At 60.2% G+C, this 26,363-nt stretch carries 28 protein-coding genes; 9 read left to right on the top strand and 19 right to left on the bottom strand.

Annotation, left to right across the window (positions count from 1 at the left end; all coding sequences use genetic code 11):
• The first annotated feature begins 18 nt into the window (after positions 1–18).
• Both ABTV22_RS07765 and ABTV22_RS07760 read left to right on the top strand, forming a co-directional pair.
• Entirely contained in the window at positions 19–744 is a 726-nt protein-coding gene (locus ABTV22_RS07765) for an MBL fold metallo-hydrolase (RefSeq protein WP_433739305.1), read from the top strand.
• Between the two features lie 55 nt (positions 745–799).
• Positions 800–1,051, top strand: a complete 252-nt coding sequence (locus ABTV22_RS07760) for an acyl carrier protein (RefSeq protein ID WP_433739304.1) — start codon at positions 800–802, stop codon at positions 1,049–1,051.
• A 138-nt stretch (positions 1,052–1,189) separates the two neighbouring features.
• On the opposite strand, the gene ABTV22_RS07755 is transcribed toward ABTV22_RS07760, so the two are convergent.
• Positions 1,190–1,318 carry a PA1414 family protein gene (locus ABTV22_RS07755; protein WP_007914492.1) on the bottom strand — a complete coding sequence of 43 codons (129 nt, stop codon included), beginning with the start codon at positions 1,316–1,318 and terminating at the stop codon, positions 1,190–1,192.
• 139 nt (positions 1,319–1,457) lie between these two features.
• Positions 1,458–2,351, bottom strand: a complete 894-nt coding sequence (ptrR, locus tag ABTV22_RS07750) for a putrescine utilization regulator PtrR (RefSeq protein ID WP_433739303.1) — start codon at positions 2,349–2,351, stop codon at positions 1,458–1,460.
• Positions 2,352–2,455: 104 nt separating this feature from the next.
• Here ptrR and ABTV22_RS07745 point away from each other — a divergent pair, with 104 nt between their 5' ends.
• Positions 2,456–3,637, top strand: a complete 1,182-nt coding sequence (locus ABTV22_RS07745; RefSeq protein ID WP_433739302.1) for an MFS transporter — start codon at positions 2,456–2,458, stop codon at positions 3,635–3,637.
• Here ABTV22_RS07745 and ABTV22_RS07740 read toward each other — a convergent pair.
• Both ABTV22_RS07740 and ABTV22_RS07735 read right to left on the bottom strand, forming a co-directional pair.
• Positions 3,582–4,514, bottom strand: coding sequence for a DMT family transporter (locus ABTV22_RS07740; RefSeq protein WP_433739301.1), 933 nt, complete (start codon positions 4,512–4,514; stop codon positions 3,582–3,584). The two genes, ABTV22_RS07745 and ABTV22_RS07740, sit on opposite strands and share 56 nt — an antisense overlap.
• Positions 4,515–4,724: 210 nt before the next feature.
• The gene (locus ABTV22_RS07735; protein WP_433739300.1) at positions 4,725–5,561 is read right to left on the bottom strand and encodes a CvfB family protein; all 837 of its coding nucleotides are present in this window, start codon (positions 5,559–5,561) and stop codon (positions 4,725–4,727) included.
• 350 nt (positions 5,562–5,911) lie between these two features.
• Here ABTV22_RS07735 and ABTV22_RS07730 point away from each other — a divergent pair, with 350 nt between their 5' ends.
• The 3 genes from ABTV22_RS07730 to ABTV22_RS07720 all read left to right on the top strand — a co-directional run bounded on the left by ABTV22_RS07730 (position 5,912) and on the right by ABTV22_RS07720 (position 7,976).
• Entirely contained in the window at positions 5,912–6,100 is a 189-nt protein-coding gene (locus tag ABTV22_RS07730; RefSeq protein ID WP_016702300.1) for a hypothetical protein, read from the top strand.
• A 206-nt stretch (positions 6,101–6,306) separates the two neighbouring features.
• On the top strand, positions 6,307–7,029 hold the full coding sequence (locus ABTV22_RS07725) for a TorF family putative porin (RefSeq protein ID WP_433739299.1): 723 nt from the start codon (positions 6,307–6,309) through the stop codon (positions 7,027–7,029).
• Between the two features lie 77 nt (positions 7,030–7,106).
• Complete coding sequence (locus ABTV22_RS07720) at positions 7,107–7,976, top strand: DUF6279 family lipoprotein (RefSeq protein ID WP_433739298.1); 870 nt, start codon at positions 7,107–7,109, stop codon at positions 7,974–7,976.
• 122 nt (positions 7,977–8,098) lie between these two features.
• Here the strand turns inward: ABTV22_RS07720 and ABTV22_RS07715 are convergent, their stop codons facing one another.
• On the bottom strand, positions 8,099–8,488 hold the full coding sequence (locus tag ABTV22_RS07715) for a transcriptional regulator (protein ID WP_433739297.1): 390 nt from the start codon (positions 8,486–8,488) through the stop codon (positions 8,099–8,101).
• A 178-nt stretch (positions 8,489–8,666) separates the two neighbouring features.
• On the opposite strand from ABTV22_RS07715, the gene ABTV22_RS07710 reads away from it, so the two are divergent.
• The gene (locus ABTV22_RS07710) at positions 8,667–9,401 is read left to right on the top strand and encodes a DUF899 domain-containing protein (protein WP_433739296.1); all 735 of its coding nucleotides are present in this window, start codon (positions 8,667–8,669) and stop codon (positions 9,399–9,401) included.
• Between the two features lie 213 nt (positions 9,402–9,614).
• Positions 9,615–9,890 (top strand): hypothetical protein, encoded by a 276-nt coding sequence (locus ABTV22_RS07705; protein ID WP_433739295.1) that lies wholly within the window; start codon positions 9,615–9,617, stop codon positions 9,888–9,890.
• A 6-nt stretch (positions 9,891–9,896) separates the two neighbouring features.
• Here ABTV22_RS07705 and ABTV22_RS07700 read toward each other — a convergent pair whose 3' ends face one another.
• The 6 genes from ABTV22_RS07700 to ABTV22_RS07675 form a co-directional block, all read right to left on the bottom strand.
• Positions 9,897–10,700, bottom strand: coding sequence for an IclR family transcriptional regulator (locus ABTV22_RS07700; protein ID WP_433739294.1), 804 nt, complete (start codon positions 10,698–10,700; stop codon positions 9,897–9,899).
• A 60-nt stretch (positions 10,701–10,760) separates the two neighbouring features.
• Positions 10,761–12,071: an MFS transporter gene (locus tag ABTV22_RS07695; RefSeq protein WP_433739293.1), complete on the bottom strand. Its 1,311-nt coding sequence runs from the start codon at positions 12,069–12,071 to the stop codon at positions 10,761–10,763.
• A 163-nt stretch (positions 12,072–12,234) separates the two neighbouring features.
• Positions 12,235–13,383 (bottom strand): galactonate dehydratase, encoded by a 1,149-nt coding sequence (gene dgoD, locus ABTV22_RS07690; protein ID WP_007908327.1) that lies wholly within the window; start codon positions 13,381–13,383, stop codon positions 12,235–12,237.
• Positions 13,384–13,431: 48 nt separating this feature from the next.
• Entirely contained in the window at positions 13,432–14,052 is a 621-nt protein-coding gene (locus ABTV22_RS07685) for a 2-dehydro-3-deoxy-6-phosphogalactonate aldolase (protein WP_433739292.1), read from the bottom strand.
• A 19-nt stretch (positions 14,053–14,071) separates the two neighbouring features.
• Positions 14,072–15,064 (bottom strand): 2-dehydro-3-deoxygalactonokinase, encoded by a 993-nt coding sequence (locus tag ABTV22_RS07680; RefSeq protein WP_433739291.1) that lies wholly within the window; start codon positions 15,062–15,064, stop codon positions 14,072–14,074.
• Positions 15,065–15,258: 194 nt separating this feature from the next.
• Positions 15,259–15,741, bottom strand: a complete 483-nt coding sequence (locus ABTV22_RS07675; RefSeq protein ID WP_224536139.1) for a GNAT family N-acetyltransferase — start codon at positions 15,739–15,741, stop codon at positions 15,259–15,261.
• 277 nt (positions 15,742–16,018) lie between these two features.
• Between ABTV22_RS07675 and ABTV22_RS07670 the strand changes: the two genes are divergently transcribed.
• On the top strand, positions 16,019–17,224 hold the full coding sequence (locus ABTV22_RS07670) for an MFS transporter (protein ID WP_433739290.1): 1,206 nt from the start codon (positions 16,019–16,021) through the stop codon (positions 17,222–17,224).
• A 122-nt stretch (positions 17,225–17,346) separates the two neighbouring features.
• On the opposite strand, the gene ABTV22_RS07665 is transcribed toward ABTV22_RS07670, so the two are convergent.
• The 8 genes from ABTV22_RS07665 to ABTV22_RS07630 form a co-directional block, all read right to left on the bottom strand.
• Entirely contained in the window at positions 17,347–18,276 is a 930-nt protein-coding gene (locus ABTV22_RS07665; protein WP_433739289.1) for a PfkB family carbohydrate kinase, read from the bottom strand.
• Positions 18,269–19,735, bottom strand: a complete 1,467-nt coding sequence (locus ABTV22_RS07660; RefSeq protein WP_433739288.1) for a purine-cytosine permease family protein — start codon at positions 19,733–19,735, stop codon at positions 18,269–18,271. The genes ABTV22_RS07665 and ABTV22_RS07660 overlap by 8 nt, the downstream gene beginning before the upstream one ends.
• 189 nt (positions 19,736–19,924) lie before the next feature.
• Entirely contained in the window at positions 19,925–20,923 is a 999-nt protein-coding gene (locus tag ABTV22_RS07655) for an ADP-ribosylglycohydrolase family protein (RefSeq protein WP_433739287.1), read from the bottom strand.
• Positions 20,920–21,633, bottom strand: coding sequence for a GntR family transcriptional regulator (locus ABTV22_RS07650; RefSeq protein ID WP_433739286.1), 714 nt, complete (start codon positions 21,631–21,633; stop codon positions 20,920–20,922). The genes ABTV22_RS07655 and ABTV22_RS07650 overlap by 4 nt, the downstream gene beginning before the upstream one ends.
• Positions 21,634–21,831: 198 nt before the next feature.
• Complete coding sequence (araH, locus tag ABTV22_RS07645; protein ID WP_433741331.1) at positions 21,832–22,800, bottom strand: L-arabinose ABC transporter permease AraH; 969 nt, start codon at positions 22,798–22,800, stop codon at positions 21,832–21,834.
• A gap of 12 nt (positions 22,801–22,812) precedes the next feature.
• The gene (gene araG, locus ABTV22_RS07640) at positions 22,813–24,357 is read right to left on the bottom strand and encodes an L-arabinose ABC transporter ATP-binding protein AraG (RefSeq protein WP_433739285.1); all 1,545 of its coding nucleotides are present in this window, start codon (positions 24,355–24,357) and stop codon (positions 22,813–22,815) included.
• A 64-nt stretch (positions 24,358–24,421) separates the two neighbouring features.
• Positions 24,422–25,426, bottom strand: a complete 1,005-nt coding sequence (locus ABTV22_RS07635) for a substrate-binding domain-containing protein (RefSeq protein WP_433739284.1) — start codon at positions 25,424–25,426, stop codon at positions 24,422–24,424.
• Between the two features lie 111 nt (positions 25,427–25,537).
• Positions 25,538–26,356, bottom strand: a complete 819-nt coding sequence (locus tag ABTV22_RS07630; RefSeq protein ID WP_433739283.1) for an SDR family oxidoreductase — start codon at positions 26,354–26,356, stop codon at positions 25,538–25,540.
• Positions 26,357–26,363: the final 7 nt, after the last annotated feature.

Below are 26,363 nucleotides of genomic sequence, written 5' to 3'. Positions count from 1 at the left end.
GTCTGGAGAAAACCCTTGATGAAGATTGTTTCCCGCGATCAGTGGTTCGAGGTCAAGCAAGTCAGCGACGGCATCCGTCTGATTCACGAGCCGTACATTCGCCCCTTCTACCGCTGCAACCTCTGGCATGTGCAAGGCCGTGACAAAGACCTGTTGCTCGACAGCGGTTCGGGGCTGGTCAGCCTGCGCGAGCAGTTGCCGTGGATCACCGAGCGGCCTTTGGTGGCAGTGGCCAGCCACTGCCATTTCGACCACATTGCCGGACACCACGAATTCGCTGAACGCCTGGTGCACCCGGCCGAAGCGCAGATCCTTGCCGCACCGGATGGTGAAAACGATTTGAGCCGGGCCTTTGTCGGTGATGACATGTTCGAGGCGCACCCCGATTGCCCGTTGTGCTATGCGGAATATCGGGTCAAGGCCGCGCCGGCCACGGGTATGATCGAAGAAGGCGATGTGCTGGATCTTGGCGATCGAGTGCTGCAAGTGCTGCACACGCCAGGGCATTCGCCGGGTGGCATTTGTTTATACGAAGCCGCAACCGAAACCCTGTTCAGCGGCGACATCATCTACGACGGCCCGCTGATTGAGGACGCCTACCACTCCAACCTCGAGGATTACGCCCGTAGCCTGCAACGGTTACGGGCCCTGCCGATCCGCACGGTGCATGGCGGACATTTCGGCAGTTTTTCCGGGGAGCACCTGCGCCACATGATTGACGAGTGGCAGCGCTCGCACGGCTGAAGCCTGCTGTACTCAACGCAAGGGCCAATAACAACAACGCCCCTGAAGAATCCTCATGAAAAGAGCCGCCATCCGCGCTGCCGTGCATCGCTACATCAGCCGCTTGCTGGAGGGTCAGGATGACTTCGACGACAACGCCAGTCTGGTGCAGTTGGGATTGGATAAAACAGATATCGAAGATCTGATCTTCCATCTGGAAGACGAGCTCGGATTGACGGCGTTTACCGCCGAAGAAGACCGGATGCTCAAGTCAGTCAGGACAGTGAATGACTTGAGTCGGTTTTTGATGGAGATTGGGCGGCATTGACCTACAAGCCTATCTGTACCTTTCGACCGCCAAGATCGCAGCCTTCGGCAGCTCCTACAGGTACACCGACAATCGCAGCATTTACGCAACCCCCTGTAGGAGCTGCCGAAGGCTGCGATCTTTTAAGAACTTGGTGCGTTACCGGCGACGCTGCTGGCGTCGGCGTTGCTCATCGTCGGTACGAATAGGCACAGGTTGTAGAGGCGGTTCGATCAAACCGAGCGCGACACCCAGGTCATGCAGCCAGTTTTGGATTTTCTCTTTCATGATGCCCCCTTCAGGGTAGTGCCGAGCGACCGGAATTCTTGAGTCGCTTCGCACTGATAATAGTCCGAAGTCCCGAGCAATGCTCACCCAAAGTGGCAATGATCTGTTACTGAATCGATCACAATCCGACGGCATTAAATCACGCAATCGCCCGTGCCTGGCTTCGCGCCGACGGAAAGAGCGCCTGTTGTTCCTCGATCCATGCGTTCAGGTTGGCGCCGACCATGCCCTTGCGCCACATCAGCCAGGTCGTCGCCGTGGCAAAGGGTTCGGCCAGGGGGTGCACCGCCACGCTTTCACGACCCGGCAGGCTGGCCAACATCGACTCTGACATCAGCGCCACCCCGGAGCCGGCAATCACACAGGCGAGCATCCCCGGATAGGATTCGATCTCGATGGCCCGACCCATGGCCGCGTGATCGTGGGAAAACCACGACTCCAGGCGCATCCGGTAAGAACATCCCTGACGAAAGGTGAACACCGAACGCCCTTCCACGTCCCGCGCACTCTGCACCGGCGGATGGTCGGCCTCGCTGATCAGCACCAGCCGTTCTTCACACAGCATCACACCATCGAGCACGGCCAATTCCGGCGGACCGTCCACCAGCGCCGCGTCGAGCCGACCGGTGATCAATCCCTCGAACAATTCACCACTGGGCCCGGACTGCACTTGCAGGTTAACCGCCGGGTAACGCCGGTGATAACGCGCCAACAGCGCAGGCAGATGTATGGCCGCCGTGCTGTACATCGTGCCCAGAACGAAGTCGCCGGCCGGTTGCCCACCCTGTACCGCAGCATGGGCTTCGTCGTGCAGGGCGAACAACTTGGCGGTGTAGTCCATCAGGACTTTTCCCGCAGGCGACAACTGCAAACGCTGACGCTCGCGAACGAACAGCTCGACGCCCAATTGCTCCTCAAGCTGCTTGAGCCGGGTCGACAGATTGGACGGCACCCGATGCAGGCGCTCGGCGGCGCGGGTGATGGACTCTTCCTGCGCCACCGCCTGGAAGATCCTTAACTGGCTGAACTCCACGATATTCTCCAAACAAGAACAAGTTTCTCAATATTATTCATTTTTAAAGAAAGTCAATCAGTCTTAGCCTGACGGTCATTAAAACCTTTGCTGGAGCCTCGTCCATGTCTCCCTTGATTCGCCTGTTCGCCAGTTTTATTGCCCTGATGATGGCCATGGGGATCGGTCGTTTCGCCCTGACGCCGCAATTGCCACACCTGATCAGTGAAGGCCAGATTGACCTCACCGCTGCCGGTTTGATCGCCGCTGCCAATTACCTCGGCTACTTCATCGGCGCCGTGGACGCGATGTTCTCCCGCCGTCCCGCGCAAGTCCGACGCCGGCTGCTGGGCGGCTTGTGGCTGTGTGTGCTACTGACGCTTGCCTCGTTCTGGGCTCACGGCTTCTGGTCGCACCTGATCCTGCGCTTCGGGACAGGTGTGGCCAGCGCCTGGGTATTGGTGATGATCACCGCGTTGAGCCAGCCGTTGGCCACTGCCTTGGGACGCCCCCGACTCGGGGCGCTGGTATTTGCCGGACCGGGCCTGGGAATTTTTCTGACAGGATTGTTGGCCTTGGGCTCGAACCTAGTGGGTCAGACGTCCGCCACCTTGTGGCTGGTGTATGCCGTGGTCGCCTTGATCATGCTGCTGGGGGTTGTGCGCGTCCTGCCGCAACCGTCCGTGACTGTGCCTGCTGTAGCCACTGTTGCACCATCAGGCAACCAGGGTATCGGTCGCCTGGGGGTGGTCTATGCGTTGTATGGCGTGGGCTACATCATCCCGGCTACGTTCCTGTCGCAGATGGCCAGCGCGCAGTTCCACGGCCAATGGCGAGCCGACCTGTTCTGGCCGTGTTTCGGCCTGGCAGCGGCGATCGGGGTGGTATTGGTGAGTTTGCGTCGGCAAACCGCCAACACCACTCGCCACTGGTTGACGGCGACTTTGTGGATGCAAGCCGCCGGTGTCTTCGCTTGCCTGCTGGGCAACTCGGCAGGCCTGGCCCTGGGGGTGATCCTGTGTGGCACGCCGTTCCTGGCGTGCATGCAACTGGTGATGCAACGCTCCCGGGAACTGGCTCCCCAGGCCAGTCAGCGCAATGCCGGGATGTTGACAGCCTGCTTCGCCGTGGGCCAGCTCAGTGGCCCCTTGCTGGCTTCGTTGAGCAGCCACTTCAGTGGCGGCCTGCAACCTGCGTTGGTGATCGCCGGCGTAGGCCTGGTGATCGCCGGCGGTTTATTGTTCGCCCCACTCAGGACTGCCCCAGCGCTTTGCGCAAACGCCGACGCACCCACTGCTCAGCGCTGACAAAGGTGATGCCCAGCAGCACCAACACGGCGCCGACGACAAAATTCAGCGTCAGCTTTTCCCCCAGCAACACCACGCCGAACGTGACGCCGAACAACGGCGTCATGAACGAAAACACCGCCAGGTTCGCTGCCAGATAACGGCGCAACAGCCAGAACCAGACCAGGTAGCTGAAGAACGACACCACCACGCCTTGAAACAGCACACTGGTGACCGTCACGTGGGTCAAACTGACGTGGGTGATCTGACCGCTGAGCGCCGCGATCAACAGCAGGCCGACGAAACCGACAATCAACTGGTAGAACAAGGTCAGGGTGACCGGCGCTTCCGACAACCGTGAAGCTCGCACCACCACCGTGGTTGCGCCCCAGGCCGCCCCGGCCAGTACGCCCAGTGCATCGCCCATCAACAGGCGGTAATCGAGGTTGTCCCAAGACATGCCACCGGCAAACGCGATGGCGATGCCAACGAAGGCGAGGAGGATCCCCAGCCATTGCACGGGACGCAAACGCTCGCTCGGCAACAACCAGTGCACGCCCAGCGCGGTGAAAATCGGCGCCGTGTAGAGAAACACCGACATATGTGCTGCCGTGGTCAATTGCAGGCCTTCGGATATGAAAAAGAACTCCAGACCGAACAAAGCCCCGGCCAACAGGCCACCGCGCCAGGTATTGCCGACCTGGTCCCAACCGCCCTTCCAGCAGATCAACAACCCCACCAGCAACGCAGAGATGCCTGAACGGCCGGCCGCCTGCATCACCGGCGCGATGTCGGGCGCCGCCCACTTGATCATGACCTGCTGGACACCCCAGACCAGGCACAACACCAACATCACTTGCAGGGCGAACCCATCGGCGCTGCGCCGGGTAGCGCTCATTGGAGAACCTCGACGATACAATCCATGGCAGAGACTCGAAGTGGAAAGCAAAACCCCGACACAGGGTCGGGGCGAGAAATGATGCTGGCGATTATTAACCAGATGGACAGAAATTGCCCCTGTAGGAGCTGCCGCAGGCTGCGATCTTTTGATCTTGATTCTTTAACGTCAAAAGATCGCAGCCTGCGGCAGCTCCTACAGGGATCGGTGTCAGGTCAGTTCAATGCGGTCGGCATGAATGACGATCTGGCCGTTCTTGTACAACGCACCGATGGCCTTCTTGAAGTTGCCTTTGCTGACGCCGAACATACTGCTGATCAGCGTCGGGTCGCTCTTGTCGCTGACCGGCAGGGTGCCATTGTTCTCGCGCAACTTGGCGAGGATCTTCGAGTTCAAGCTGGTGGCCGCTTCCTGACCAACCGGTTGCAGGCTCAGGCTGATCTTGCCATCGGCGCGAACTTCCTTGATGAAGCCCTTCTCTTCCTTGCCGGCGCGCATGAACTTGAAGATTTCGTTCTTGTGAATCAGGCCCCAGTGCTTGTTGTTGATGATCGCCTTGAAGCCCATGTCGGTGGCTTCGGCCACCAGCAGGTCAACCTCCTGGCCCGGCGTGTAGTTGGCCGCAGTCTTGTCCAGGTAACGGTCCAGGCGTGCCGTGGCGGTGATGCGGCGGGTGTGCTTGTCGAGATAGACGTGCACCACGACGTATTCGCCGGCTTTCATCTGGCGTTTTTCTTCGGAAAACGGCAGCAACAGATCCTTCGGCAGCCCCCAATCGAGAAACACGCCGATGCTGTTGACTTCAACAACTTTCAAACTGGCGAATTCACCCACTTGAACTTTCGGCTTCTCGGTAGTTGCGATAAGTTTGTCATCGCTGTCCAGATAAACAAATACGTTTAACCAGTCTTCATCTTCGCTTGGAATATCTTTTGGAATATAACGATTAGGCAAAAGAATTTCGCCGTCCGCACCACCGTCCAGATATAAACCGAAGTTAGTGTGTTTAACCACTTGCAAACTGTTGTAACGCCCGACTAAAGCCATGTCCAATACCCTCATTACGTGGGCGGCATTCTACCCGGTTTTACGAGCGGCGTTCGGCGGCCGGTCCGTTGCCGAGCGAAAATCCTGTGAAGGCCTTCATTTTCCTGAGGCTTCGCCGCTCGGCCGGCCGCTCGTCAGACCAGCCTCACGATTCTCATCACCGCCAGCCAGGCAAAAAACGCTATTTTTCCAAGCCACGTTTTTATTTAAAACAGCGACTTAGGAGAAACCTGAAAATAATAATCCGCTGTTTATCCTGCACCCTGCGACAATTACCCACGGGATATTTGCCAAGCAAATTTTAGGCAATTGCTGTACGATGCCTGGCCAAATTAATTTTCTACAGGTTAATGGCCGCCATGCGCGTAAAAGCATCCAACAGCAAAGCAAAGCCAGCTCCAGCCGTCGAAACCAGCGAATCGATCAACGACCAGATCGCTGCGTTCCTCAAGTCCGGCGGTGAAATCCAGCAAATTGCCAAGGGCGTCAGCGGCCAGACCTTCGGCCCATCCAAGCAGATCTCCCTGGGCAAGAAGTAATTCCCCGCATCATCTGGTCCGTAAGCGCTTTGAGCTTCGAAGCGCTTGGACTGGAAGCCAGCAAAACCTTCCCTGCCACTGAATCAATCCAGTAAAAAATCGACGAACGGCCCTCGATGCCGATCATTCGCCGGTATCCTTGCACGCGTCTGGATCAAGCGTTTCAGCAGGCCCACCAACCTGCCCTCGCAGTCATGGAGAGACGCATGCTCAAACTTTCCCGTTTCTTGATATCGCTTTGCGGCCTTTTGGCGTGCTCATTGACGCAGGCGCAAATCTTCCAGCGCGAGCTGGGTGATTTCGATCTCAAACTTGGCACCAGCCCCAGTCGCAGCATGGCCCAAGGTTTGGTCAAACCGTCGGCTGCCGGCTCTTTTCATGGAGGCCTGGACCTGACCCATGACAGCGGCTTTTACGTCGGCCAATGGTCACCCAGCCTGGGTATCAGCCAGGGTAATAATCTCGAAATCGATTCCTACGCCGGGTTTAAACAACCTTTCGACCAAACCCTCGGCTACGAAGTGGGTGCCATCCACTACAGCTACCCCGAAGTGGACACCCTCGACAGCCAGGAATTCTTCGGCGGCCTGACCTTGCTGGGCAGCCGTTTCGGTGTCGCCTTCAGCAATGACCCGGACAAACGCAACAACACCCTGTTCGCCGACCTGAGCGGCAACCAGCCATTCGGCATCGGTATCAGCATGAAATACACCGCCCATCGGTTGAACACGCCGGTCGCGGTGGACAATGGCTATGTAGGCAGTTTTACCGATTGGTCGCTGAAATTGTCCCGACCGTTCATGGGCATCGACCTCGATCTGATCTACAGCGACTCCAGTCTCAGCGGCAGCTATTGCTCAGCCTATTCCGGACACAATAGCCAGTGCGATGGGTTGGTGACCCTCAAGGCCGAACGCGCCTTCTATTGATCGGCTGAACTGCCGGGCTCATCCTGCGTTCACATGAGAATCAGACCCCGAAGCCAGGCTTTCGCAAGGATTCGCCCATGTCGCGCTGGTTCAAACACATCGCCTTCGTGCTCACTGTCACCCTCGCCCTCGGCGCGTGCAGCCGCATGGGCCTGGCTTACCGCAACCTCGATGTGATCATTCCCTGGACGCTCAGTGATTACCTGGACATGAACGGCGAGCAAAAAGGCTGGTTCAACGAGCGCCTGAAGCAGCACCTGAGCTGGCATTGCACCACGCAGATGCCGGGTTACCTCGACTGGCTGGACCGTTTGAAAACCATGGTCGCGACCAACCAGGTCACCGATGCCACCCTGCAAGCCCGCAGCGAAGAGGCCGAACAGGCCATCGCCGAGACCGCCCGAAAAATCACTCCATCAGCCGTCGAACTGCTGCAAGGGCTGGATGACAAACAGGTCGCTGAAATGAACGAAGCCTTCGCCAAGGACCAGCGCAAACACCAGGCGCAATACCTCAAACCGTCCCTCGATGAGCAGATCAAGGAACGCGGCGAGCGCATGGAGAAGCGCCTGAATGACTGGCTCGGGCCACTCACGCCCCCACAACAGCAACGTGTCGTGACATGGTCGAACGCCCTGGGTGACCAGAATACCCAGTGGCTGGCCAACCGAGTCCATTGGCAAAAACAATTCAGTGCGGCCGTTGCGCAACGCCATGACCCGCAATTCCCACAACGAATCGAGACGCTTCTGGTGAATCGTGAGCGTTTATGGACGCCGGAGTACCGCCAGGCTTTCGCCAAGACCGAAGCCCAGGCGCGCTCGTTGTTTGTGGATTTGATGGCCCAGAGCACACCGCAGCAACGTGAGCGGTTGCTGACGAAAATCGAGGGTGTCAGGAAGGACTTCAGTGATCTGAAATGTCTCAAGGCGGCAAAACAGGGCTGAACGCTATATCTGTAGGAACGGTGTAGGAGCTGTCGAGTGAAACGAGGCTGCGATCTTTTGATTGTAAAAAAGCAAGATCAAAAGATCGCAGCCTCGTTTCACTCGACAGCTCCTACACAGGCTCAGGCAATCTGTGCCTTCGAAGCCACCTCATCAAAGGTCAATTCATCCAGTGCATCTTCCTGCTCATCCAGCACCTGGCGCGGATGGTCATTACCGGGAATGCTGCTGTCGATCAGGCTCAGCAACCTCGAACCCCGCAGGGTCAACCAGTAGTTCGCGCCACTGCCGCCCTCTTCCTCGGGCCGAGGCTCGATATAACCTCGTAGCAACAGTAACTTTTCATACTCACCGGCCAGTGTTTTCAGGTGGTCAAGGTTTTCAGTGGCTTCGCCTTCCGTCGCTTTCTGCGCCGCGTATTGCTCCGCATAAGGGCGTGGCGTGAAGCGAGCTTCACCGCGCTGCACTTCGTGCAACAAGCGTTCAATCAAATCCCAGTTATAAGTCGTCATCCTGATTCAACCTCCGGTGCCCGTGATTGAGAGGGCTTTCATAGGTTGTGACCGACAGGGCCTACGGCCGTTCAGCTCGGCTTTCTGTCGCTACCGACCGGCGGTATGTCGAATTGCCGGCCGCCCAAACGACTAGGCTGTGACAGTCGCCTCCCCGCCCCACGCAGGAGAAATCACCATGAACCTACAGAATCATCCCGTCGTATCCCGGGAAGAATGGCTCGCCGCGCGCAAACAACACCTGGCCCACGAAAAAGCGTTTACCAAGGAACGGGACAAACTCAGCGCCGAACGCCGTGCCCTGCCTTGGGTGAAGATCGACAAGGACTACCATTTCCAGGGCCCGCAGGGTGAGCTGAAACTTGCCGACCTGTTTGGTGGCCGCAGCCAATTGGTCATCTACCACTTCATGTTCGCCGAAGGCTGGGACGAGGGTTGCCCCGGTTGCTCTTTCCTCTCCGATCACATCGACGGCGCCAACCAGCACCTGGCCCATCACGACATCGCCGTGGTGGCGGTTTCCCACGCACCGTTCGCCGAATTCCAAGCGTTCAAGCGGCGCATGGGCTGGAAGTTCGACTGGGTGTCATCGGTCGGCTGCGATTTCAACTATGACTTTGGCGTGACCGCCCGGCCCGAAGACGTGGCCGCTGGCACGGCCACCTACAACTACGAAAAAACCGACGGGTCGGAGGAAGAACTCCCAGGACTCAGTGTGTTTTATCGCAATGAGTCGGGTGAGATTTTCCACACTTACTCGACCTACGCCCGTGGCCTGGACCTGCTGGTGGGCGCCTACAACTACCTGGACCTGACGCCCAAGGGGCGCAATGAGGAGGAAATCATGGAGTGGGTGAGGCATCACGACAAATATGAGGAGGGGGTGAAATCCAGCTGCTGCCACTCCGCATAATCCGGGTGCAATGCAAGTCCTTTGTAGGAGCGAGCATGCTCGCGATTGCTGGATGTCAGGCAATATCAATGTCGACTGACATTGCGCTATCGCGAGCATGCTCGCTCCTACAGTTGGCGAGATGTGCCCTGGAGTGATTTCTGCGGCTGAACTTTTTCCATCCTGTAGCCCTCAACCGGTTAACCCGCCTTAACCGGTACCGAGGCCTGACCGATGAAAACCCTGCTGAAACTCACCCTCGCCGCCACCCTCGCTTGTGCCCTGCCCGTCTGGGCCTGCACGCCGGAGGAAGCGACTGCCAAGCGCGAACAATTGGCCAGTGAAGTGGCCAAACTCACCGAACAAAACCCGGCCAAGGCCAAGGAAATCAACGATGAGTTGCAGAAAATGGATCTGGGAACGGCTTCCAAGGATCTACCGGACAAGTGCCAATTGATCGATCAGCGCCTGAAAGAGTTGGCAACGGCAGAAAAGAAAGCAGAAAGCTGATCAGGGTTACACCTTCAAACCCAGCTCCGCCGACAGCCGTGCGGTGACGCCTTTGATCAGCGGAATCAACTCGGCCATTTTTTCCAGCGGCATGTACGGCACGGTACTGGCGATGCTGATGCCGGCGACAATGCGTTTACTGGCATCGCGAATGGGCGCGGCCACGCAGCGGATCGACGGTTCGTTGTCTTCCAGGTCGAAGGCATAACCACCGGCCACGTATTCCAGCATGCGCTGCTGGAACTGTTCCCAGGATTGTTCCGGGTGTTGTGGCCAGAACTGATTTTTCCCACCGGCAGGCAGGCTGACTTCGTACAGCCGTTGCCACTCTTGCGGCGTGTCATCGAGCATCAACGCCTTGCCGATTCCGGTACGCGCCAGCGGCATGCGATGCCCGACCCGTGAACGCATTTCCGGGCCATTGCGCCCCGGATTTTTGTGCAGGTACAACACCTCGTCACCTTCGCGGATCGCCAGGTGGATGGTGTCGCCGGTCAGCGCCGACAACTCATCCAGGTAGGGACCTGCCAAGGTCACCAGCGGCAACTCTTCCCGCGCCTGAAACCCCAGCTCGATCAGCTTCGGCCCCAACAGATAGCCGACTTGCGGCACCACCCGCAGATAGCGCTCGTCCACCAAACAGCTGGCCAGGCGATGGGTGGTGCTGCGCGTGGTGCCGATCAGCCGGGCGATTTCCTTTAGATCGCGGGCGCCGCTGGCCACGGCCTGAACCACACCCAGGCCACGAAGCAGGGTCTGGGTACCGGTCGGCGCGGCGTCCTTGGCAATTTTTGGGGCGTCTTCCTGCATATCCAGCCTTTACCGTTGAGCGAGTGAACGGGCGGCATTATGGTCGCCCGCGTGCCACGACTACAACTTGATCCGCTCGACCTTGCCCACCAGCAAGATGTAGGAAAGCGCACCGATCAACGCCAGCACCGAGATGTAGGTGATCGCCGGCGCGAAGGAATCACCGGTGGCCAGGAAGCCGATGACAATCGGCGTGGCGATGGCCGACAGGTTGCCGATGAAGTTGAACACCCCGCCGGTCAGCCCCAGCAAACGCGCCGGTGCCAGGGTCGACACCAGCGACCAGGTGATCGACGCCAGGCCGTTGCCGAAAAACGCCAGCGCGAGGAAGGCAATCACCAGCGGTGTCGACTCCACGAAGTTGGCGCCGATGATCGAGGTTGAAATCAGCAGGCCACTGATGATCGGCAACTTGCGGGCGAAACCTACCGTGTAGCCACGACGGATCAGGAAATCGGAGAAGAAACCAGAGCACAGCACGCCGATGAAGGCCGCGAGAAACGGCAGCGACGCCAGCAGCCCGGACTTGATGAAGTCCATGCCACGATATTTCACCAGGTAGGTCGGGAACCACGTCAGGAAGAACCACAACGTCGAGTTGAGGCAGAACTGGCCGAGGTAGATGCCCCAGAGTTTGCGCTTGCTCAGGACGATACCCAGGTCGGTCCAGCTGAACTTGGCTTTGACTTTGGCCTGTTCGGACTGGATGTCCACCAGACCGCCGCCTTCGCGGATCAGCTCGATTTCGGCGTCGTTGGCGCCTTTGAAATCCCGGGGTTCGCGATACACCGCGTACCAGATCACCGCCCACAGAATGCCCACCGCACCGGTGGTCACGAACACCATGTGCCAGCCAAATTCATGTTGCAGCCAGGCCAGGACCGGCGTCAGGAAGGCCAGGCCGACAAACTGCCCGGAGGTGTAGAAACCGATGGCCGTGGCGCGTTCGCGCTCGGGGAACCAGGTGGTGACCACGCGGCTGTTGATCGGGTACGCCGGGGCTTCCAGGGCACCGACCGCCATGCGCAAGACGAAGAGCGCGATGAAGCTGGCGGCGAAGCCGAGCATCACCGTGGCGATCGACCACAGCAGCAGTGCGACGGTGTACAGGATGCGCGGCGGCACCCGGTCCACCAGCCAGCCGCCGGGAATCTGCATGGCGGCGTAGGTCCAGCCGAAGGCGGAGAAGATCAGGCCGACGTGAATCGGGTCGATGCCCAGGTCACTGGTCAGCGCCGGGGCGGCAATCGACAGGTTGCTGCGGTCCAGGTAGTTGATCACCACGGTAATGAACAGCAGGACCATGATGAAAAACCGCTTGCGGCTGGGCGTCACCAACGACGCCTGCCCGGTGAGGGTTTGCGGTTGCATGGGGGTGCCTCTTGTTATGTTTATTGAGGTCGATGCGGCGCAACACCCCACTGTAGGAGCGAGGCTTGCCCGCGATGGCGTCAGTACCGACGCCGTTGAAAACCAGGTAGACCGAGGCGTCGCCTTCGCGGGCAAGCCTCGCGCCTACAGGGACAGCGTCAACTCACCACTCGGCAAAACTGCCATCGGCATGGCGCCAGATCGGGTTGCGCCAGCGGTGGCCGACGGCGGCGCGTTCGATCACGTATTCCTCGTTGATCTCGATGCCCAGGCCCGGGCCGTTCGGAATTTTCACGAAGCCTTTGTCGTAGTCGAACACTCGTGGGTCTTTGACGTAATCGAGCAGGTCGTTGCTCTCGTTGTAGTGAATACCCAGGCTCTGCTCCTGGATGAACGCGTTGTAGCAGGCCGCGTCCAGTTGCAGGCAGGCCGCCAGGGCAATCGGGCCCAGCGGGCAATGCAGCGCCAGCGCCACGTCGTAGGCTTCGGCCATGTTGGCGATTTTGCGGGTTTCGGTGATGCCACCGGCGTGGGACGCATCGGGCTGGATGATGTCGACGTAGCCTTCGCTGAGCACGCGCTTGAAATCCCAGCGCGAAAACAGGCGCTCACCCAGGGCAATCGGTGTGCTGGTCAGCGGCGCCAGCTCCTTGAGCGCTTCGTAGTTTTCGCTGAGCACCGGCTCTTCGATGAACATCAGTTTGTACGGATCGAGCTCCTTCATCAGCACCTTGGCCATGGGCTTGTGCACCCGGCCATGGAAGTCCACGCCAATGCCGACGTTCGGCCCCACCGCGTCACGCACGGCGGCGACGTTGGCCAGGGCCAGGTCGACTTTTTCGAAGGTGTCGAGGAACTGCAGTTCTTCGGTGCCGTTCATCTTCACGGCGGTGAAACCACGACTGACCGCTTCTTTCGCCGCCCGCGCGGTGTCGGCCGGACGGTCGCCGCCGATCCACGAATACACACGAATCTTGTCCCGCACCTGGCCGCCCAGCAGATCGCTGACCGACACCCCCAGCGCCTTGCCCTTGATGTCCCACAGCGCCTGGTCGATACCCGCCAGGGCACTCATGTGGATCGCACCACCACGGTAGAAGCCACCCCGGTAGAGCACAGTCCAGATGTCTTCGATGTTGCGTGGGTCTTTGCCGATCAGGTAGTCGGACAATTCCTCGACGGCGGCGGCAACGGTATGGGCGCGGCCTTCAACCACGGGCTCGCCCCAGCCGGTGACGCCTTCGTCGGTCTCGACCTTGAGGAAGCACCAGCGCGGCGGAACGATGAAAGTGGTCAGTTTGGTGATTTTCATCTGTCGGTCTCTCTTGTTAGATGCGGCGCTCATTGCGCCAAAAAAGTCTTAGCGAAGGGCCTTCCAGGCAGCGACGTAGGCCTTGGCATTGGCCGCCACCTGCTCAGGGGTCATGCCCGGTTTGAACAGGCCCGAACCGAGGCCGAAGCCCTTGACGCCCGCGTCGATGAACACCTGCATGTTGTCCGGGGTGATGCCGCCGACCGGGGCCAGGATCGTTCCCGCCGGCAGCACAGCCAGCCAGGCCTTGGCCACGGCCGGGCCCATCTGTTCGGCCGGGAACATCTTGAGGATGTCCGCGCCTTCGGCCAGTGCCGCGAAAGCCTCGGTGGGCGTGGCGACACCTGGCGACAGTGACAAGCCCGCCGCTTTCGCCGCACGCAAGACCTTGGGGTCGCAGTGCGGCATGACGATCACCTGACCGCCCGCCGCCTTCACCTGCTCGACCTGCTCCGGCGTCAGCACCGTGCCCGCGCCGATCAGGCAATCGGCGGGCAAGGTATCGCGCAGGATGCGGATGCTGTCGTAGGGCTCGGGGGAATTGAGCGGCACTTCGATGACGCGAAATCCGGCGGCGTACAGGACTTCGCCGATAGCGGCAGCCTCTTGCGGGCGCAGGCCGCGCAGGATGGCGATCAGACCGTTTTGCGCCAGTGCTTGTTTGAGCATTTCAGGGCTCCAGTCAGGTTTAACGGGATGGGGTTGCTGTGATCAGTCCGGCGGCGACCGCCAATTGCCACAGCCCACGTTCGGTGGCCTGCTCGGCCAGGGTCACCCGGGCAAAGCCGCAGGCATCCAGTGCACGGCTATAGCGGCTGCACAACTGAGCGTTGCCGATCAGCACGATCGATGGCAGGTGCACGCTGTTGCGACGCTGGCGCTGAACGTTCGCCAGGGCCGCCAGTTCGTGACCGATCAACAGGCCGGACAGGTAATCGGTTTGCGCGGCGCCACTGAGCTCACCGGTCAAACCCAGGCTGCGGGCGCTGAACAGGGTTGAGAGCACGCCGATGTCACCCTCGGTCGATAGCGCCACTTGCACGCCACGATCAAAAGCCTCGCCGTCGAACGAGCCGCCGCGCTGCTGGGTGCGTCCCAGAATGCTGTGGTCGCTGAGCACGGCGAAGACTTCGCCGGTCATGAAGGTATCGAAGTGGACGATGCAACCATCGCTCACTTCCACCCATTTCGAATGGCTGCCCGGCAGACCGATCAACAGATCGGCGCCCGCCTCGTGCGACAAGGATTGCAGCACACCGAGGACCTGGGTTTCTTCGCCGCGCATGACATTGGGCAGACGCGAACGCTGGATCACTCCGGGCACGATGTGCACATCGATACCGCGCTGGCTGCGCACGGTTTGCAGGGAGGTGCCGAGACTGGCGACGTTCGCCGGTGTATCGCGGTAGGCCGCTTCGCGCCAGCCCTGGGCACTGCCGACCATGCCGCAGGCAATGACCGGCAGATCAGGCTGAGCGTCAAGCCAGTCACCGCAGGCCTCATCGAACGCCAGTTCAAAACCGTCGGTGCACTCCAGGCCCTTGATGATTCGTGGCGCCTTGGGCAACTGCATGATTCCCGACGACAGCGAGCGCTGTTCGAGCACCTGGCCGCCCTCGGCAAGTTTGTAAGCACGTAATGAGGTCGTCCCCCAATCGAGCGCGATCAATTGCGCCTGCATCGCTTCACCTGTTCTGGTTTTTGGCAGTGAGTGAGGCGGACTATAAACCTGGACGAAGCAAAATCTCAATATATAAATATCAATCCCATATTTTGGGATTTTGGCAAAAAAAGATCGCAGCCTTCGGCAGCTCCTACAGGTGGAATGCGTTCCCTTGTAGGAGCTGCCGCAGGCTGCGATCTTTTAAAGGTCGACTAATTTCCCTCGGCGAACTCGCGCAACACCTTGCCATCCATGCGATAGCGCACCCACTCTTCCTGCGGCTGCGCGCCCAGGGATTTGTAGAAGTCGATGGCCGGGGTGTTCCACTCCAGCACGCTCCATTCGAAACGGCCGCAGTCATTGGCACAGGCGATCTTGGCCAGATGCCGGAGCAAGGTTTTACCCGCCCCGCCACCACGTTGTTCCGGGGTGATGTAGAGGTCTTCGAGGTACAGGCAGTTGCTGCCCAGCCAGGTGGAGTAGCTGAAGAAGAACACGGCGAAACCGATGGCCACGCCATCACGCAGGCAGATCAAGCCATGGGCGGTGGCACCTTCGCTGAACAGGCTGCGCTCAATGTCGGCGACGCTGGCGATGACTTCGTGGCGAGCACGTTCGTAGTCGGCCAGTTCTGTGATGAACGCGAGGATTTGCGGGGCATCACTGGGGGTCGCCGGGCGGATTTCGATCGTCATGGACGTGCCTTGTCGGAAAATGGAAAACGCCATACTAAGTCGGCGCACGAATTGTGGCGAGTGTAGGAGCGAGCATGCTCGCGATGGTCGTTAACGATGACGCTGGACGCCTGGATGCCCGCGTTGTCTGGACCACCATCGCGAGCATGCTCGCTCCTACAGGGGGGTATTTACTCCGGTGGTTACTGATCCTGAAATCATGAACCTCGGACCTAACATAGACGCGATGCATGATAGATAGATGACCTGCGCATTTATCAGGTCAAGGAACCGCGTCATGTCTACCGCAACACCCCGTGTCTCCGGCAAGTTGTTCGGCCTGTTTTGCCTGGCCAGTTACTTGCTCTCGCTGTCCTATGGTTCGACCTTTTTGCTGTCATTGCTGATCGGTTCACGCGGAGGTAACGAGCACGATGCCGGCACCGTGATTTCGGCGGCGATGCTCAGCACCTTTGCCGCTGTGATTGCCTCAGGTCATCTGTCCGACCTGCTCGGCGCGGCCCGCTCCGTGGCGCTGTTCGGTCTGTTGCTGGTGGCCGCCAGCCTGGGCTTTGCGATGACACCGGGCTTCGGCCATCTGCTGCTGTTTTTCGGCTTGCTGCTGGGGTTGGGTTGGGGTGTGTTCTACACCCTGGGGCCAATCATCGTCGCGAGCCTGGTCAGCCCTGCACAGCGCGCCAAATATTTTGCCTTGCTGTCGGGCAGCATGATGACCGGGATCGGCAGTGGTCCGTTGCTCGGTCGCGCCGCGAGCGCTTTGGGCTATCCAGTGACCGCCGCGTTTTACCTGGCTGCGCTGGCCAGCCTGATCGGCGTGGTGCTGTTCTGGCGGCTGGATCGACACTTGAAAGCCGCCTCGGTGCAGTCGACGTCGGTGTCACGGATTTCCTGGCGAGCTACAGGGCAAGTGCTGAGCTCCAAAGCCGTGTTCCCGATCATCATGGTCGGCCTCGGCGGCAGTGTTTTCGGGGGGCTGTCGAGTTTCCAGACCAGCTACGCCGCCGCACGTTCGCTCGACTATTCGCTGTTCTTCCTCGGCTTCATGAGTGCCGCGATCAGCAGCCGGATGTTGATCGCAGGCATCGTGGTCAAGCGTGATCCGTTGCGGGCATCGTGCCTTTTGTCAGGGGTGATGCTGGGCTCGATCCTGATGTTCGGTTACGGGGTCAATGATGGCTTGAGCTATGTGCTGGCGGCCGTGATGCTCGGGGTCGGTTACGGCCTGACCTATTCAGTGATCAATGGCCTGGCTGCCAATGAAGCACCGGGCGGCACCACCGCGCAATCCTTGTTGCTGTTCAGCCTGTCGTACTTCATCGGTGTGTTTGGCTTTCCATTGCTCGCTGGGAAAATCATCGTCGAGCACGGCATGGCAACCTTGCTGCTCACGGTGCTGACCGTCGCTTCGATCAACTGGCTGATCACCGTAGGCCGGTTGATCTGGCGTCGGGTCGTTACAGCCAAGGCACTGCAGCAGGCTTGAACTCTTGTTTTGAGTCTGAGGACCCCATCGCGGGCAAGCCTTGCTCCTACAGAATGGGTGGTCGCACCCATCGAGTGCGACTCCAAACTGTAGGAGCAAGGCTTGCCCGCGATGACGGCAGATCAGTCACCGCATGTTTTACTGATCAACGCATCGACTTCAGCCGTCCCCGGCGAAGTCGCAGGCCCCCACCGGGTCACCGCCAACGCTGCCGCCGCATTGGCCCGACGCGCGGCGTCAATCGGCGACAACCCTTGCGCCAACCCCGCGACAAACACCCCGGCATGGGCATCGCCGGCGCCATTGCTGTCCACCGCTTCAACCTTGAAACCTGGCACATGCCGACGCTCGGAACCCTGGCTGACCCAGCAACCTTGCGGCCCGTCTCGCACCACCATCAGCACCTTGGCCGGCAGATGTTCGGCCATGCGTTCCAACGCTTCATCGATATCCGGCGCCCCGGTAAACCGCAGCGCCTCGACGCTGTTGCTGGTCCACAGATCGATACGCGGCAACAAGGCTTTCATCAACGGCGCATCCGGCGAATCCACCAACGGCCCCGGATCGAACACCACCTTGACCTCACTCGGCAGGTCCAGCACCCAGTCAACCAGCGCCTGTGCCTTGCCGACATGCAGCAGGCTGTAGCCGCTGACGCCGACATAGTCCCCCGCCTCGACCGGCACACTGGCCAGGTCCTCGGCGGTCAACTCGCCCTCGGCGCCGATGTAGGACACAAAACTGCGCTCGGCCGAAGCGTCGGTGATCGCCACGCACAACCCGGTATCGCGTTCGGCGGGATGCGCGATGCCGATGCGGATGCCTTCGGTATTCATCGCCTCACGGGCCAGGTCGCCAAAACGTCCTGTGCCGTGGCGACCGAGGTAGACCACCGGCAGGCCATTACGCTGCGCGGCGGCCATCACGTTGAAACCGCCGCCGGCTTCGAAACTGGCCGATTGCGCCAGCACGTCGCCACCTGCTTGCGGTAATTGATCCACGGCCATGACCAGATCGATGATGACCTGGCCGGTGTACAACAATTTAGGCATGAGCATTCTCGACCTGCGCGGCACGACGATCCTTCGCCCCGCCGAGTACGAAATAAAGGCCGCCGGCAACCACAAAGGTCACGATCCAGCCCAGGCCGTTATGCCCCAGCCACGAGTCGGACAAAAAGCCTTTGAACCAGACGTTTTCTGCCGTGGTGCCGATGGTGGTGAAGCTGAAGCCGAGCACGATGGCCACCGCCCAGGCACCGAACGCGCGCCATTCGACGCCGCCGCGATACCAGTAGGCGCTGCTCGGACTGACGTCCAGCAGATCCTTGGGGCTGTAGTAGTGACGGTGGATCAGATCGATCACGAAGATCCCGACCCACGCGGTGATCGGCACCGCCAGCAGGGAAATGAAGGTGATGAACGGACCGTAGAAACTGTCGGCGATCAACATGAAGTAGATGGAGCCAGCGAAGATCGCGACGATGTCCACCACCACCGCGTAGACGCGCTTGACCTTCAGGCCCAGGGTCAGCGTGGTCAAACCGGCGGAGTAGACCGACAGGTTATTCGACAGCAGCAAGCCACCGAATGCGGTGATCAGGTACGGCACGGCCATCCAGGTCGGCAGCATGTCGCGAATCGCCACGATCGGGTCGGTGGCCGATGCCAGGTCGTTGTTGCCCACCGACAGCAAGCCACCGAGGGTGATCAACAGCACCAGCGGAATTCCTGCGCCGAACGCGGCCGAGGCCACCAGGCGCACGGCTTTGACACTGCGGTGCTGATAGCGCGACATGTCCGCGCCGGCGTTGGCCCACCCGATCCCGGTGCCGGCCGCCATGGTGCCGATGCCGATGATCATTGCGCTCATCGGTGCCGGCGTGGCGTTGAACACCGCACTCCAATCGATGGTGGCGCACAGGAAGCCGCCGACCAGAATGTTCAGCGCGCCGAACACATAGGTCGCCCACTTCTGGATTACCAGCAGCGTGGCGTGACCCAGGCCAGACACCGACAAGGTCAGCAGCACGAAAATCGCGATGAACACCAACGTCAGCAGCGGCGCGCTTTTGGCTTCCACCGGCGAGCCGAAGAGGATTGAGCACAGCGACAACAGCACGAACGCGGCGGTGGTGGTGTTGACGGTTTCCCAGCCCAGGCGCGACATCAGCGACACCAGCGTCGGGCCGATATTGCCGCGCACGCCGAAGATCGCGCGCGAAAGCGTCAGGCTCGGCGCGCGACCGCGACGACCGGCGATAGAGATGATCCCGACCACCGCGAAAGAACCGGCAGCGCCGAGAATGGCAACGATGATCGCCTGCCAAATCGCCAAGCCGCGAAAGGCCACGAGGGTCGCACCCAGTGGCAGGCCGAGGATGGAAATGTTGGCGGCGAACCAGACCCAGAACAGCTGCAACGGATGACCGTTGCACTCGGCTTCCGGCACCGGTTCGATGCCACGGGTTTCCAGTTGCCCGGCGTTCTGCCCGGCGTTCGATGAACTCATGAAAAATGCTCCTGTTGCCATTCTTGTGGTTGTGGGCAAATCAGATTTTTACAGTCGGTAATGCCCCCCTGTAGGAGCGAGCATGCTCGCGATGGAACCGAGAACGGCGCGGGGTATCAGGAATCCCTGCGTTATCGTTAACGACCATCGCGAGCATGCTCGCTCCTACAGGGGAAGGCGTCAGTTCTGTCAGCGCAAGGCAAGAAGTCCTGTCACCAACGGCTCAAGCTCCAGATCATTGACCGCTTTGACCTTGTCGATCATCGCCGTTGGCCAACTTTCGAGGCCCAGGCAAGCCCCCAGCATCGCCCCGAGAATCGCGGCGATGGTATCGGTGTCGCCACCCAGGCTCGCGGCCATGCACAGCGCGTCGAAGGCGTTCATTTCGCCAACGGCCACTTGCTGGGCCAAGGCAAACGACACCACCACCGACTCCTGCGAAGCCACCGACGTACCGATCACCTCGTACAGCAAATCGGCGAGCATCGCCTTGTCGTTGTCGACGCTGATGGTCCTGGCCCAGCTGATTCGTGAAGCGATGCGCCCACCGGCAACCCAATAGCCTTGGTTCTGCGCTTGCTGGGCGATCTGTTGACCGAGGTTCAAGGCCTCGCCCAGATCCAAGCCGTTGATCCCGGCCGAGATCACTGCCGCCACCGCCGCTGCACTGGAGATGCCCAGTGTGGTGTTGTGAGTGACCTGGCAAGCCTGCACCACGGCGGCGATGAAACGCTCGGGATCAGCCACGTCCGAAGCAATCCCGACCGGTGTGATACGCATCGCCGCGCCATTGGTGGTGCCATAGCGCCCCGCCTCTTCCGGCGAATGGCCGGCGAGGATCATCTCGATGGCGCGCTTGGTCGAAGGACCGAGCAGATCCTGCGAGCCCTTGGCCTGCATCTGCGCTTCCCATTCGATGAGCCGTTGAGCGAGCAGTGTCGGCTCGATCCGGCCCTTGCCGTCGAGCAACAACTGACCGACCAGGATCGCCTGTTCGGTGTCGTCGGTAATCGAACCCTTGGGCATGTTGGCGGCGATCGGTTGATGGGGACCGGCGTCTTGCAGGTCGCTGATTTCGCCGAAACGCGCCTTGATCTCATCGCGGCTCAGCGATTGTGTCGGCATACCCAGGGCATCGCCCAGGGCCAGGCCGTAGAACGCGCCCAAGGCACGATTGAGCGCCGTCATTTCATCGTCCCAAATTGCAGGTGCATGCGAAAATGCACGGGATCGAGCAAGCTTTCCACTTGCTCCATGAAGCGGTTTTGTCGATCGTAGGTGGTGCGCAAGGCCTTGATGAAGACCGTGCCGACCGGCCGTCCGAGCAGTTCGGCGTCTTCGGCGTTCAGGGGTTCGGCGCCGATCCATTGATCGCCGCGCTCACCGATATAACCGTAGGCGGCCAGGGTGATGGTCAGGGAATTGTCGATCAGACCGACTCGCGGCAAGCCTTCCAGGCCTCCGGTGGCGGGCATCAATGAGCGTTCGAGGGAGACCAGCGTACCGTCGTTGGAACGGCGGCGACGGTCGAGGGTGATGAATTGGTCAGTGCCGAAACGTGGCAACAGGTCAGGACGGGTCACCGCCTCCAACCGCAGCACTTCGGTATTGACCAGCGCGCCGCTGTCGGCCAGGGCCTGGGCCCAGCCGCTGCGCTGGTCGAGCGCTACACCGTCGAACGTGACGATGGAGCCCACCCCGCTTTGCGTCGCGATGTAATTGCGCCGTTTCAATTCGGCCAGGGCTTCACGCAACGTACCTCGGCTGACGTTGAATTCTTGGGCCAACTGATGCTCGCCTGGCAAATGAAAGCCGTCTTCCATGAGACCGCTTTCAATACGCCGGATGAGTTCGTCGACCACCCGTTGTTTCTTGTCGAATCGTACCTGTCTAATCATGTACAAATTGAAACCGAAACGGGTTAGGACGGGCAAGGGATATTTGGGGGGAAGTGACGGAAGGGTGTGGAATCAGTTGTACCGCTTTCGCGGGCAAGCCTCGCTCCTACAGGTCATGTGTCATTCGCATAATTGGCTAACGACACACTGTAGGAGCGAGGCTTGCCCGCGAAGGGGTCAGCACAAAAAACAAAAATCTTAGCGTTGTTTCAAGCGATCGATGACGACAGCCAGCAGCAAGATCGAACCCCGAATCACGTACTGATAAAACGTATCGATGTTCTTCAGGTTCATCGCATTCTCGATGATTGCCAGAATCAGCACACCGGCAATCACATGCCGGATCATGCCGATGCCGCCACTGAGCGAAACACCACCCAGCACGCAGGCCGAAATCACCGTCAGCTCGAAACCCTGACCGATCATGGGCTGGCCCGAGGTCATGCGCGACGCCAGGATCACACCGGCCAGCGCACCGATCACGCCGTGCACCGCGAAGATGATGATCTTGGTCCGGTCAACGTTGACCCCCGCCAGCAACGCCGCTTCCTGGTTGCCGCCGATGGCCATGGTGTTGCGCCCATAGGTGGTGTAGTTGAGCAGCCAGCCGAAGAACAGGAAGCAGACGATGGTGATCAGGATCGGCACCGGCACGCCGAACAACTGGCCGTTGCCGAACACGAAGAACGATTCCTGGGACACGCCCACTGCTTTGCCGTTGGCGAAGATGTAGGCCAGGCCGCGCACGATCTGCATGGTCGCCAGGGTGGTGATCAGCGCATTGACCCGCAGTTTGGCGATCACGATGCCGTTGATCAGCCCGACGATCAGTCCCATCACCAGCGCTGCACTGACGCCGAGGAACACGCTGTTGGTGTCGCGCATCACCACGGCCGCAACCACGCCAGCACAGGCGATCACTGAACCCACCGACAAATCGAAATGCCCGGACGCCAGGCAATAGAGCATGGTGCACGCGGCGATGCCAGTGGTGGAAATCGCCAGCCCCAGGCCACGCATGTTCAACGGCGAAAGGAAGTTATCGATCAGCAAGGTGCAGAGCACGAAGATCCCCACCGCCGCCGCCAGCATCACCCAGTCATCGAGAAAGCGCCGCAGGTCCAGGGGTTTGCGCGCAGTCGGCAGGGTTTCGTTTTGGGTTGTCATCATAGTCACCTCTCAGTTCGCCACGCCGTCAGCGCGTTGGCGCGGCAAAGCCAGTTGCAGCAGGTTGGATTCATTGGCCTGTTCGCGGCTCAGTTCGCCGCGCATCGCGCCTTCGCACAGCACCAGGATGCGGTCGGAAATGCCCATCACTTCCATCAGGTCGCTGGACACCACGATCACCGCGATGCCGCTGGCGGCCAGGTTGTGGATGATCTGGTAGATCTCGGCCTTGGCGCCGATATCGATGCCACGGGTGGGCTCGTCGAGCAGCAGGACTTTCATTGGCATCGACAACCAGCGACCGAGAATCGCCTTCTGTTGATTGCCACCGGACAGGAACTTGATCGGTTGCCCGGCGTGGGGCGTCTTCACCCGCAGTGCCTTGATCTGTTTGTCGGCGTTGTCCTTTTCCCAGAGCCCGCGGATCAGGCAGCCAAGACCGGAGTGGGCGCCACGGGCACTGATGTTGATGTTCTCGGCGACGCTGGCCAGCGGGATAATCCCCTCTTTCTTGCGGTCCTCGGGACAGAGCAATATCCCGGCGGCAATGGCGTCTCGCGGCGAACGCAGTTTCAGTTCATGACCGCGCAGCTCCAGACGCCCGGCGCTGTTGCGTTCCAGGCCGCTAAGCAGACGAAACAGCTCCGTACGACCGGCGCCAACTAAGCCGAACAACCCCAGGATCTCGCCTTTGTGCGCCTCGAAACTCACCGGTTCGCGCAGGCCAGGCCCGAGCAGACCGTCGACCTTCAACGCCACCGCGCCGCGCGGGCGAGGACGATAATCGTAGATATCCTGGATATCGCGACCGACCATGCAGGTGACCAGTTGATCGTGGGTCAGCGCACCCATGTCCTCGAAGGTGCGCACATAACGGCCGTCCTTGAACACGGTTACTGCGTTGCAGATGCGGAACACTTCTTCCATGCGATGGGAGACGTACAGCACCACTTTGCCCTCATCGCGCAGGCGACCGATGATCGCCATCAAGCGATCGATCTCCCGTGCCGAGAGGCTGCTAGTGGGCTCGTCGAAGGCGATCACATGGGCGCCACGGGACAAGGCCTTGGCGATCTCCACCAGTTGCCGTTGGCCGAGGGACAAGCGCCCGACTTTCTCCTGCGGATCGATTTCATCGGCCAGGCCCTTGAGGCAGGCCAATGCTTGCTGCCGCAAGGTACGGCGATTGATCAGGCCGAAGCTCGCCGGCAAGTGGCCGAGGAACAGGTTCTCCGCCACGGTCATTTCCGGCACCAGGTGCAATTCTTGGTGAATCACCGCCACGCCGCTGCCAATACTGTCGGCCGTGGACTTGAAATCCATCGTGTGCTCGCCGATCTGCAACGTGCCGCTGCTCGGGATATAGGCACCGCCGAGGATTTTCAGCAGCGTTGACTTGCCGGCGCCGTTCTCGCCCATCAAGGCATGAACTTGCCCTGGATGCGCGACGAAGTTGATGTTGTCCAGCGCCTTCACGCCGGGAAAGGTCTTGCCGATCCCGTTGAAGCGCAGGCTGCCGCCCGTTGGCTGTTGCTGTACTTGTGTTTGCGCGTGCATAACCACCTCATCACACAGTTCAGGCAGCCCCGTTGCCGAGGCTACCGAGGACATCAACCGGCCTTCAGTTCCACAGGCCGATCTTTTCCAGTTCCTGCTTGAAGTTGTCGCGGGTGATCAGCGTCACGTCGTCCATGGCGGTGTATTTCGCCGGTTCTTTGCCGGTGGTGACCCACTCGTACATCATGCTCGCGGTGTTGTAGCCCTCGATGTGCGGACTTGGCAGCATCGAGCCGTGGAAACCGCTGTCGGGTTTCTTCAGCTCGCCAATGGCGTCGGTGCCATTGATGCCGATGCCAATCACATTTGCCGCGGCGAACCCGGCGCTCTCGGTGGCGCGCACGCCGCCCAGCACGGTGTTGTCGTTCATGCCGCCGATGATCAGGTTCTTCGCCGCGCCCGGCAGTTTCACCAGGGCCGAGTTGGTGGCGTCCATGCTGCCCGGTACGTCGAGGGTTTTGAGGGCCGAGAACAGGATGTGATCCTTCGGCATGCCCGCCTCTTCCAGCGCCTTGACCGAACCGTCGGTGCGTTTCTTGCCGGTGTCGAGCTCGTTGTAGGTGTTGATGACCGCGTAAGTGTCCTTCCAGTCCCAACCACGTTTTTTCGCTTCGGCGGCCATGGCGTTGCCCTGCTTCTGACCAACCTCGAAGGCAGCCATGCCCAGGTAGGGAACGTCCTCCATGAACTTGCCGGTGGCGTCGACGAAGCGATCATCCACGGCGATCACTTTCAAACCGTTGAGCTTGGCCTTGGCCATGATCGCAGGGCCCAGGGACACATCCGGCGGGCAGATCACGAAGCCTTTGGCGCCGTTGGCCGCCAGGCTGTCGATGGCCGAGAGGGTTTTCTCACCGTCCGGTACGGCGATCTTGATCAGAGTGAAGCCCTTCTCCTTCCCGGCTTTTTCAGCGAACGCCCACTCGGTCTGGAACCAGGGCTCTTCCGCTTGCTTGACCAGAAAACCGATTTTCACTTCCTCGGCCGCCAACAACGTGCTGCTCAGGCTGACCGCCGTGACCGCCAGGGCGGCACAGCACAGGGATCGGATGGCATGACGACGATTCATAAGCTGACTCCTTGTTATTTTTGTGAGCGTTCTTTGAAACCGTACTGCTAATAGTCATATCGTATGATGATTGGATTTCAGGCGTGGTTATGCGCCTGAACCCCCGGACACTCAGTCGTGGTACATCACCGAGCGACCACCATCGATGGTGATGCAGGAAGCGTTGATAAACGGTGCTTCATCGCTGGCCAGGAACACCGCGGTCATCGCCACTTCGATCGGCTGGCCGATGCGGCGCGGCGGATGCAGGTCAAAGGCACGCTGACGCTCGGCATGAGGGTCGGCAAAGCCGTTCCAGTAATCGACATTCAATTGGGTTTCGATGTAGCCCGGCGCGATGGCGTTGACGCGAATGCCCTTGGGCGCATATTCGATGCCCAGGGCTCGAGTCAAACCGAGCAGGCCGTGTTTGGCCACCGGGTACGGAAAGCAGCCGGGAATGATGTGGGTGGAATGGGTGGAGGCGATGTTGATGATGCTGCCGATGCCCTGCTCGATCATCTGCGGCAATACCGCCTTGCAGCCGTACCAGGCGCCGTCCAGGTCGATGGCGAAGCAGCGACGCCAATCTTCCTCGGTCATTTCCAGCGGATCGCGGAACACGTTGACCCCGGCGCAGTTCACCAGCACATCGATGCGACCGTGGCGCTCAACCGCCAACTTGGCCATGGCGTGCAGGTCCTGCTGGCTCGATACGTCAGCCTTGATCGCCACGACGTCCGCGCCTTTGTCCCGCCAGTGCGCCGCGACCTGTTCGACTTTTTCGGCCTGGATATCGCTGATGATGAGCCTGGCTTGCTGTGACGCGAAGGTCGCCACGATAGCCTCACCGATGCCTTGGGCGGCGCCGGTCAGCAGCACGACTTTGTTTTTCAGGCGCTCGCCCTTGGGCGGTTCGGGCACTGGTGGCAAGGAAAGAGGTTCAGCCATGGATCAG

Source organism: Pseudomonas putida, assembly GCF_050990305.1.
GTDB lineage: Bacteria > Pseudomonadota > Gammaproteobacteria > Pseudomonadales > Pseudomonadaceae > Aquipseudomonas > Aquipseudomonas putida_AH.
This window is presented reverse-complemented; position numbering and strand designations above follow the sequence as displayed.

Coding starts and splice junctions, on each gene's coding strand:
- ABTV22_RS07700 (WP_433739294.1), bottom strand. CDS start 10,700: ATGCAGGAAGACGCCCCAAAAATTGCCAAGGACGCCGCGCCGACCGGT.
- ABTV22_RS07730 (WP_016702300.1), top strand. CDS start 5,912: ATGGCCGCCATGCGCGTAAAAGCATCCAACAGCAAAGCAAAGCCAGCT.
- ABTV22_RS07720 (WP_433739298.1), top strand. CDS start 7,107: ATGTCGCGCTGGTTCAAACACATCGCCTTCGTGCTCACTGTCACCCTC.
- ABTV22_RS07680 (WP_433739291.1), bottom strand. CDS start 15,064: ATGCAGGCGCAATTGATCGCGCTCGATTGGGGGACGACCTCATTACGT.
- ABTV22_RS07745 (WP_433739302.1), top strand. CDS start 2,456: ATGTCTCCCTTGATTCGCCTGTTCGCCAGTTTTATTGCCCTGATGATG.
- ABTV22_RS07685 (WP_433739292.1), bottom strand. CDS start 14,052: ATGCTCAAACAAGCACTGGCGCAAAACGGTCTGATCGCCATCCTGCGC.
- ABTV22_RS07765 (WP_433739305.1), top strand. CDS start 19: ATGAAGATTGTTTCCCGCGATCAGTGGTTCGAGGTCAAGCAAGTCAGC.
- ABTV22_RS07735 (WP_433739300.1), bottom strand. CDS start 5,561: ATGGCTTTAGTCGGGCGTTACAACAGTTTGCAAGTGGTTAAACACACT.
- ABTV22_RS07630 (WP_433739283.1), bottom strand. CDS start 26,356: ATGGCTGAACCTCTTTCCTTGCCACCAGTGCCCGAACCGCCCAAGGGC.
- ABTV22_RS07635 (WP_433739284.1), bottom strand. CDS start 25,426: ATGAATCGTCGTCATGCCATCCGATCCCTGTGCTGTGCCGCCCTGGCG.
- ABTV22_RS07705 (WP_433739295.1), top strand. CDS start 9,615: ATGAAAACCCTGCTGAAACTCACCCTCGCCGCCACCCTCGCTTGTGCC.
- ABTV22_RS07675 (WP_224536139.1), bottom strand. CDS start 15,741: ATGACGATCGAAATCCGCCCGGCGACCCCCAGTGATGCCCCGCAAATC.
- ABTV22_RS07710 (WP_433739296.1), top strand. CDS start 8,667: ATGAACCTACAGAATCATCCCGTCGTATCCCGGGAAGAATGGCTCGCC.
- araG (WP_433739285.1), bottom strand. CDS start 24,357: ATGCACGCGCAAACACAAGTACAGCAACAGCCAACGGGCGGCAGCCTG.
- ABTV22_RS07695 (WP_433739293.1), bottom strand. CDS start 12,071: ATGCAACCGCAAACCCTCACCGGGCAGGCGTCGTTGGTGACGCCCAGC.
- ABTV22_RS07715 (WP_433739297.1), bottom strand. CDS start 8,488: ATGACGACTTATAACTGGGATTTGATTGAACGCTTGTTGCACGAAGTG.
- dgoD (WP_007908327.1), bottom strand. CDS start 13,383: ATGAAAATCACCAAACTGACCACTTTCATCGTTCCGCCGCGCTGGTGC.
- ABTV22_RS07760 (WP_433739304.1), top strand. CDS start 800: ATGAAAAGAGCCGCCATCCGCGCTGCCGTGCATCGCTACATCAGCCGC.
- ABTV22_RS07665 (WP_433739289.1), bottom strand. CDS start 18,276: ATGCCTAAATTGTTGTACACCGGCCAGGTCATCATCGATCTGGTCATG.
- ABTV22_RS07740 (WP_433739301.1), bottom strand. CDS start 4,514: ATGAGCGCTACCCGGCGCAGCGCCGATGGGTTCGCCCTGCAAGTGATG.
- ABTV22_RS07670 (WP_433739290.1), top strand. CDS start 16,019: ATGTCTACCGCAACACCCCGTGTCTCCGGCAAGTTGTTCGGCCTGTTT.
- ABTV22_RS07655 (WP_433739287.1), bottom strand. CDS start 20,923: ATGACGGCGCTCAATCGTGCCTTGGGCGCGTTCTACGGCCTGGCCCTG.
- ABTV22_RS07755 (WP_007914492.1), bottom strand. CDS start 1,318: ATGAAAGAGAAAATCCAAAACTGGCTGCATGACCTGGGTGTCGCGCTC.
- ABTV22_RS07650 (WP_433739286.1), bottom strand. CDS start 21,633: ATGATTAGACAGGTACGATTCGACAAGAAACAACGGGTGGTCGACGAA.
- ABTV22_RS07725 (WP_433739299.1), top strand. CDS start 6,307: ATGCTCAAACTTTCCCGTTTCTTGATATCGCTTTGCGGCCTTTTGGCG.
- araH (WP_433741331.1), bottom strand. CDS start 22,800: ATGACAACCCAAAACGAAACCCTGCCGACTGCGCGCAAACCCCTGGAC.
- ABTV22_RS07660 (WP_433739288.1), bottom strand. CDS start 19,735: ATGAGTTCATCGAACGCCGGGCAGAACGCCGGGCAACTGGAAACCCGT.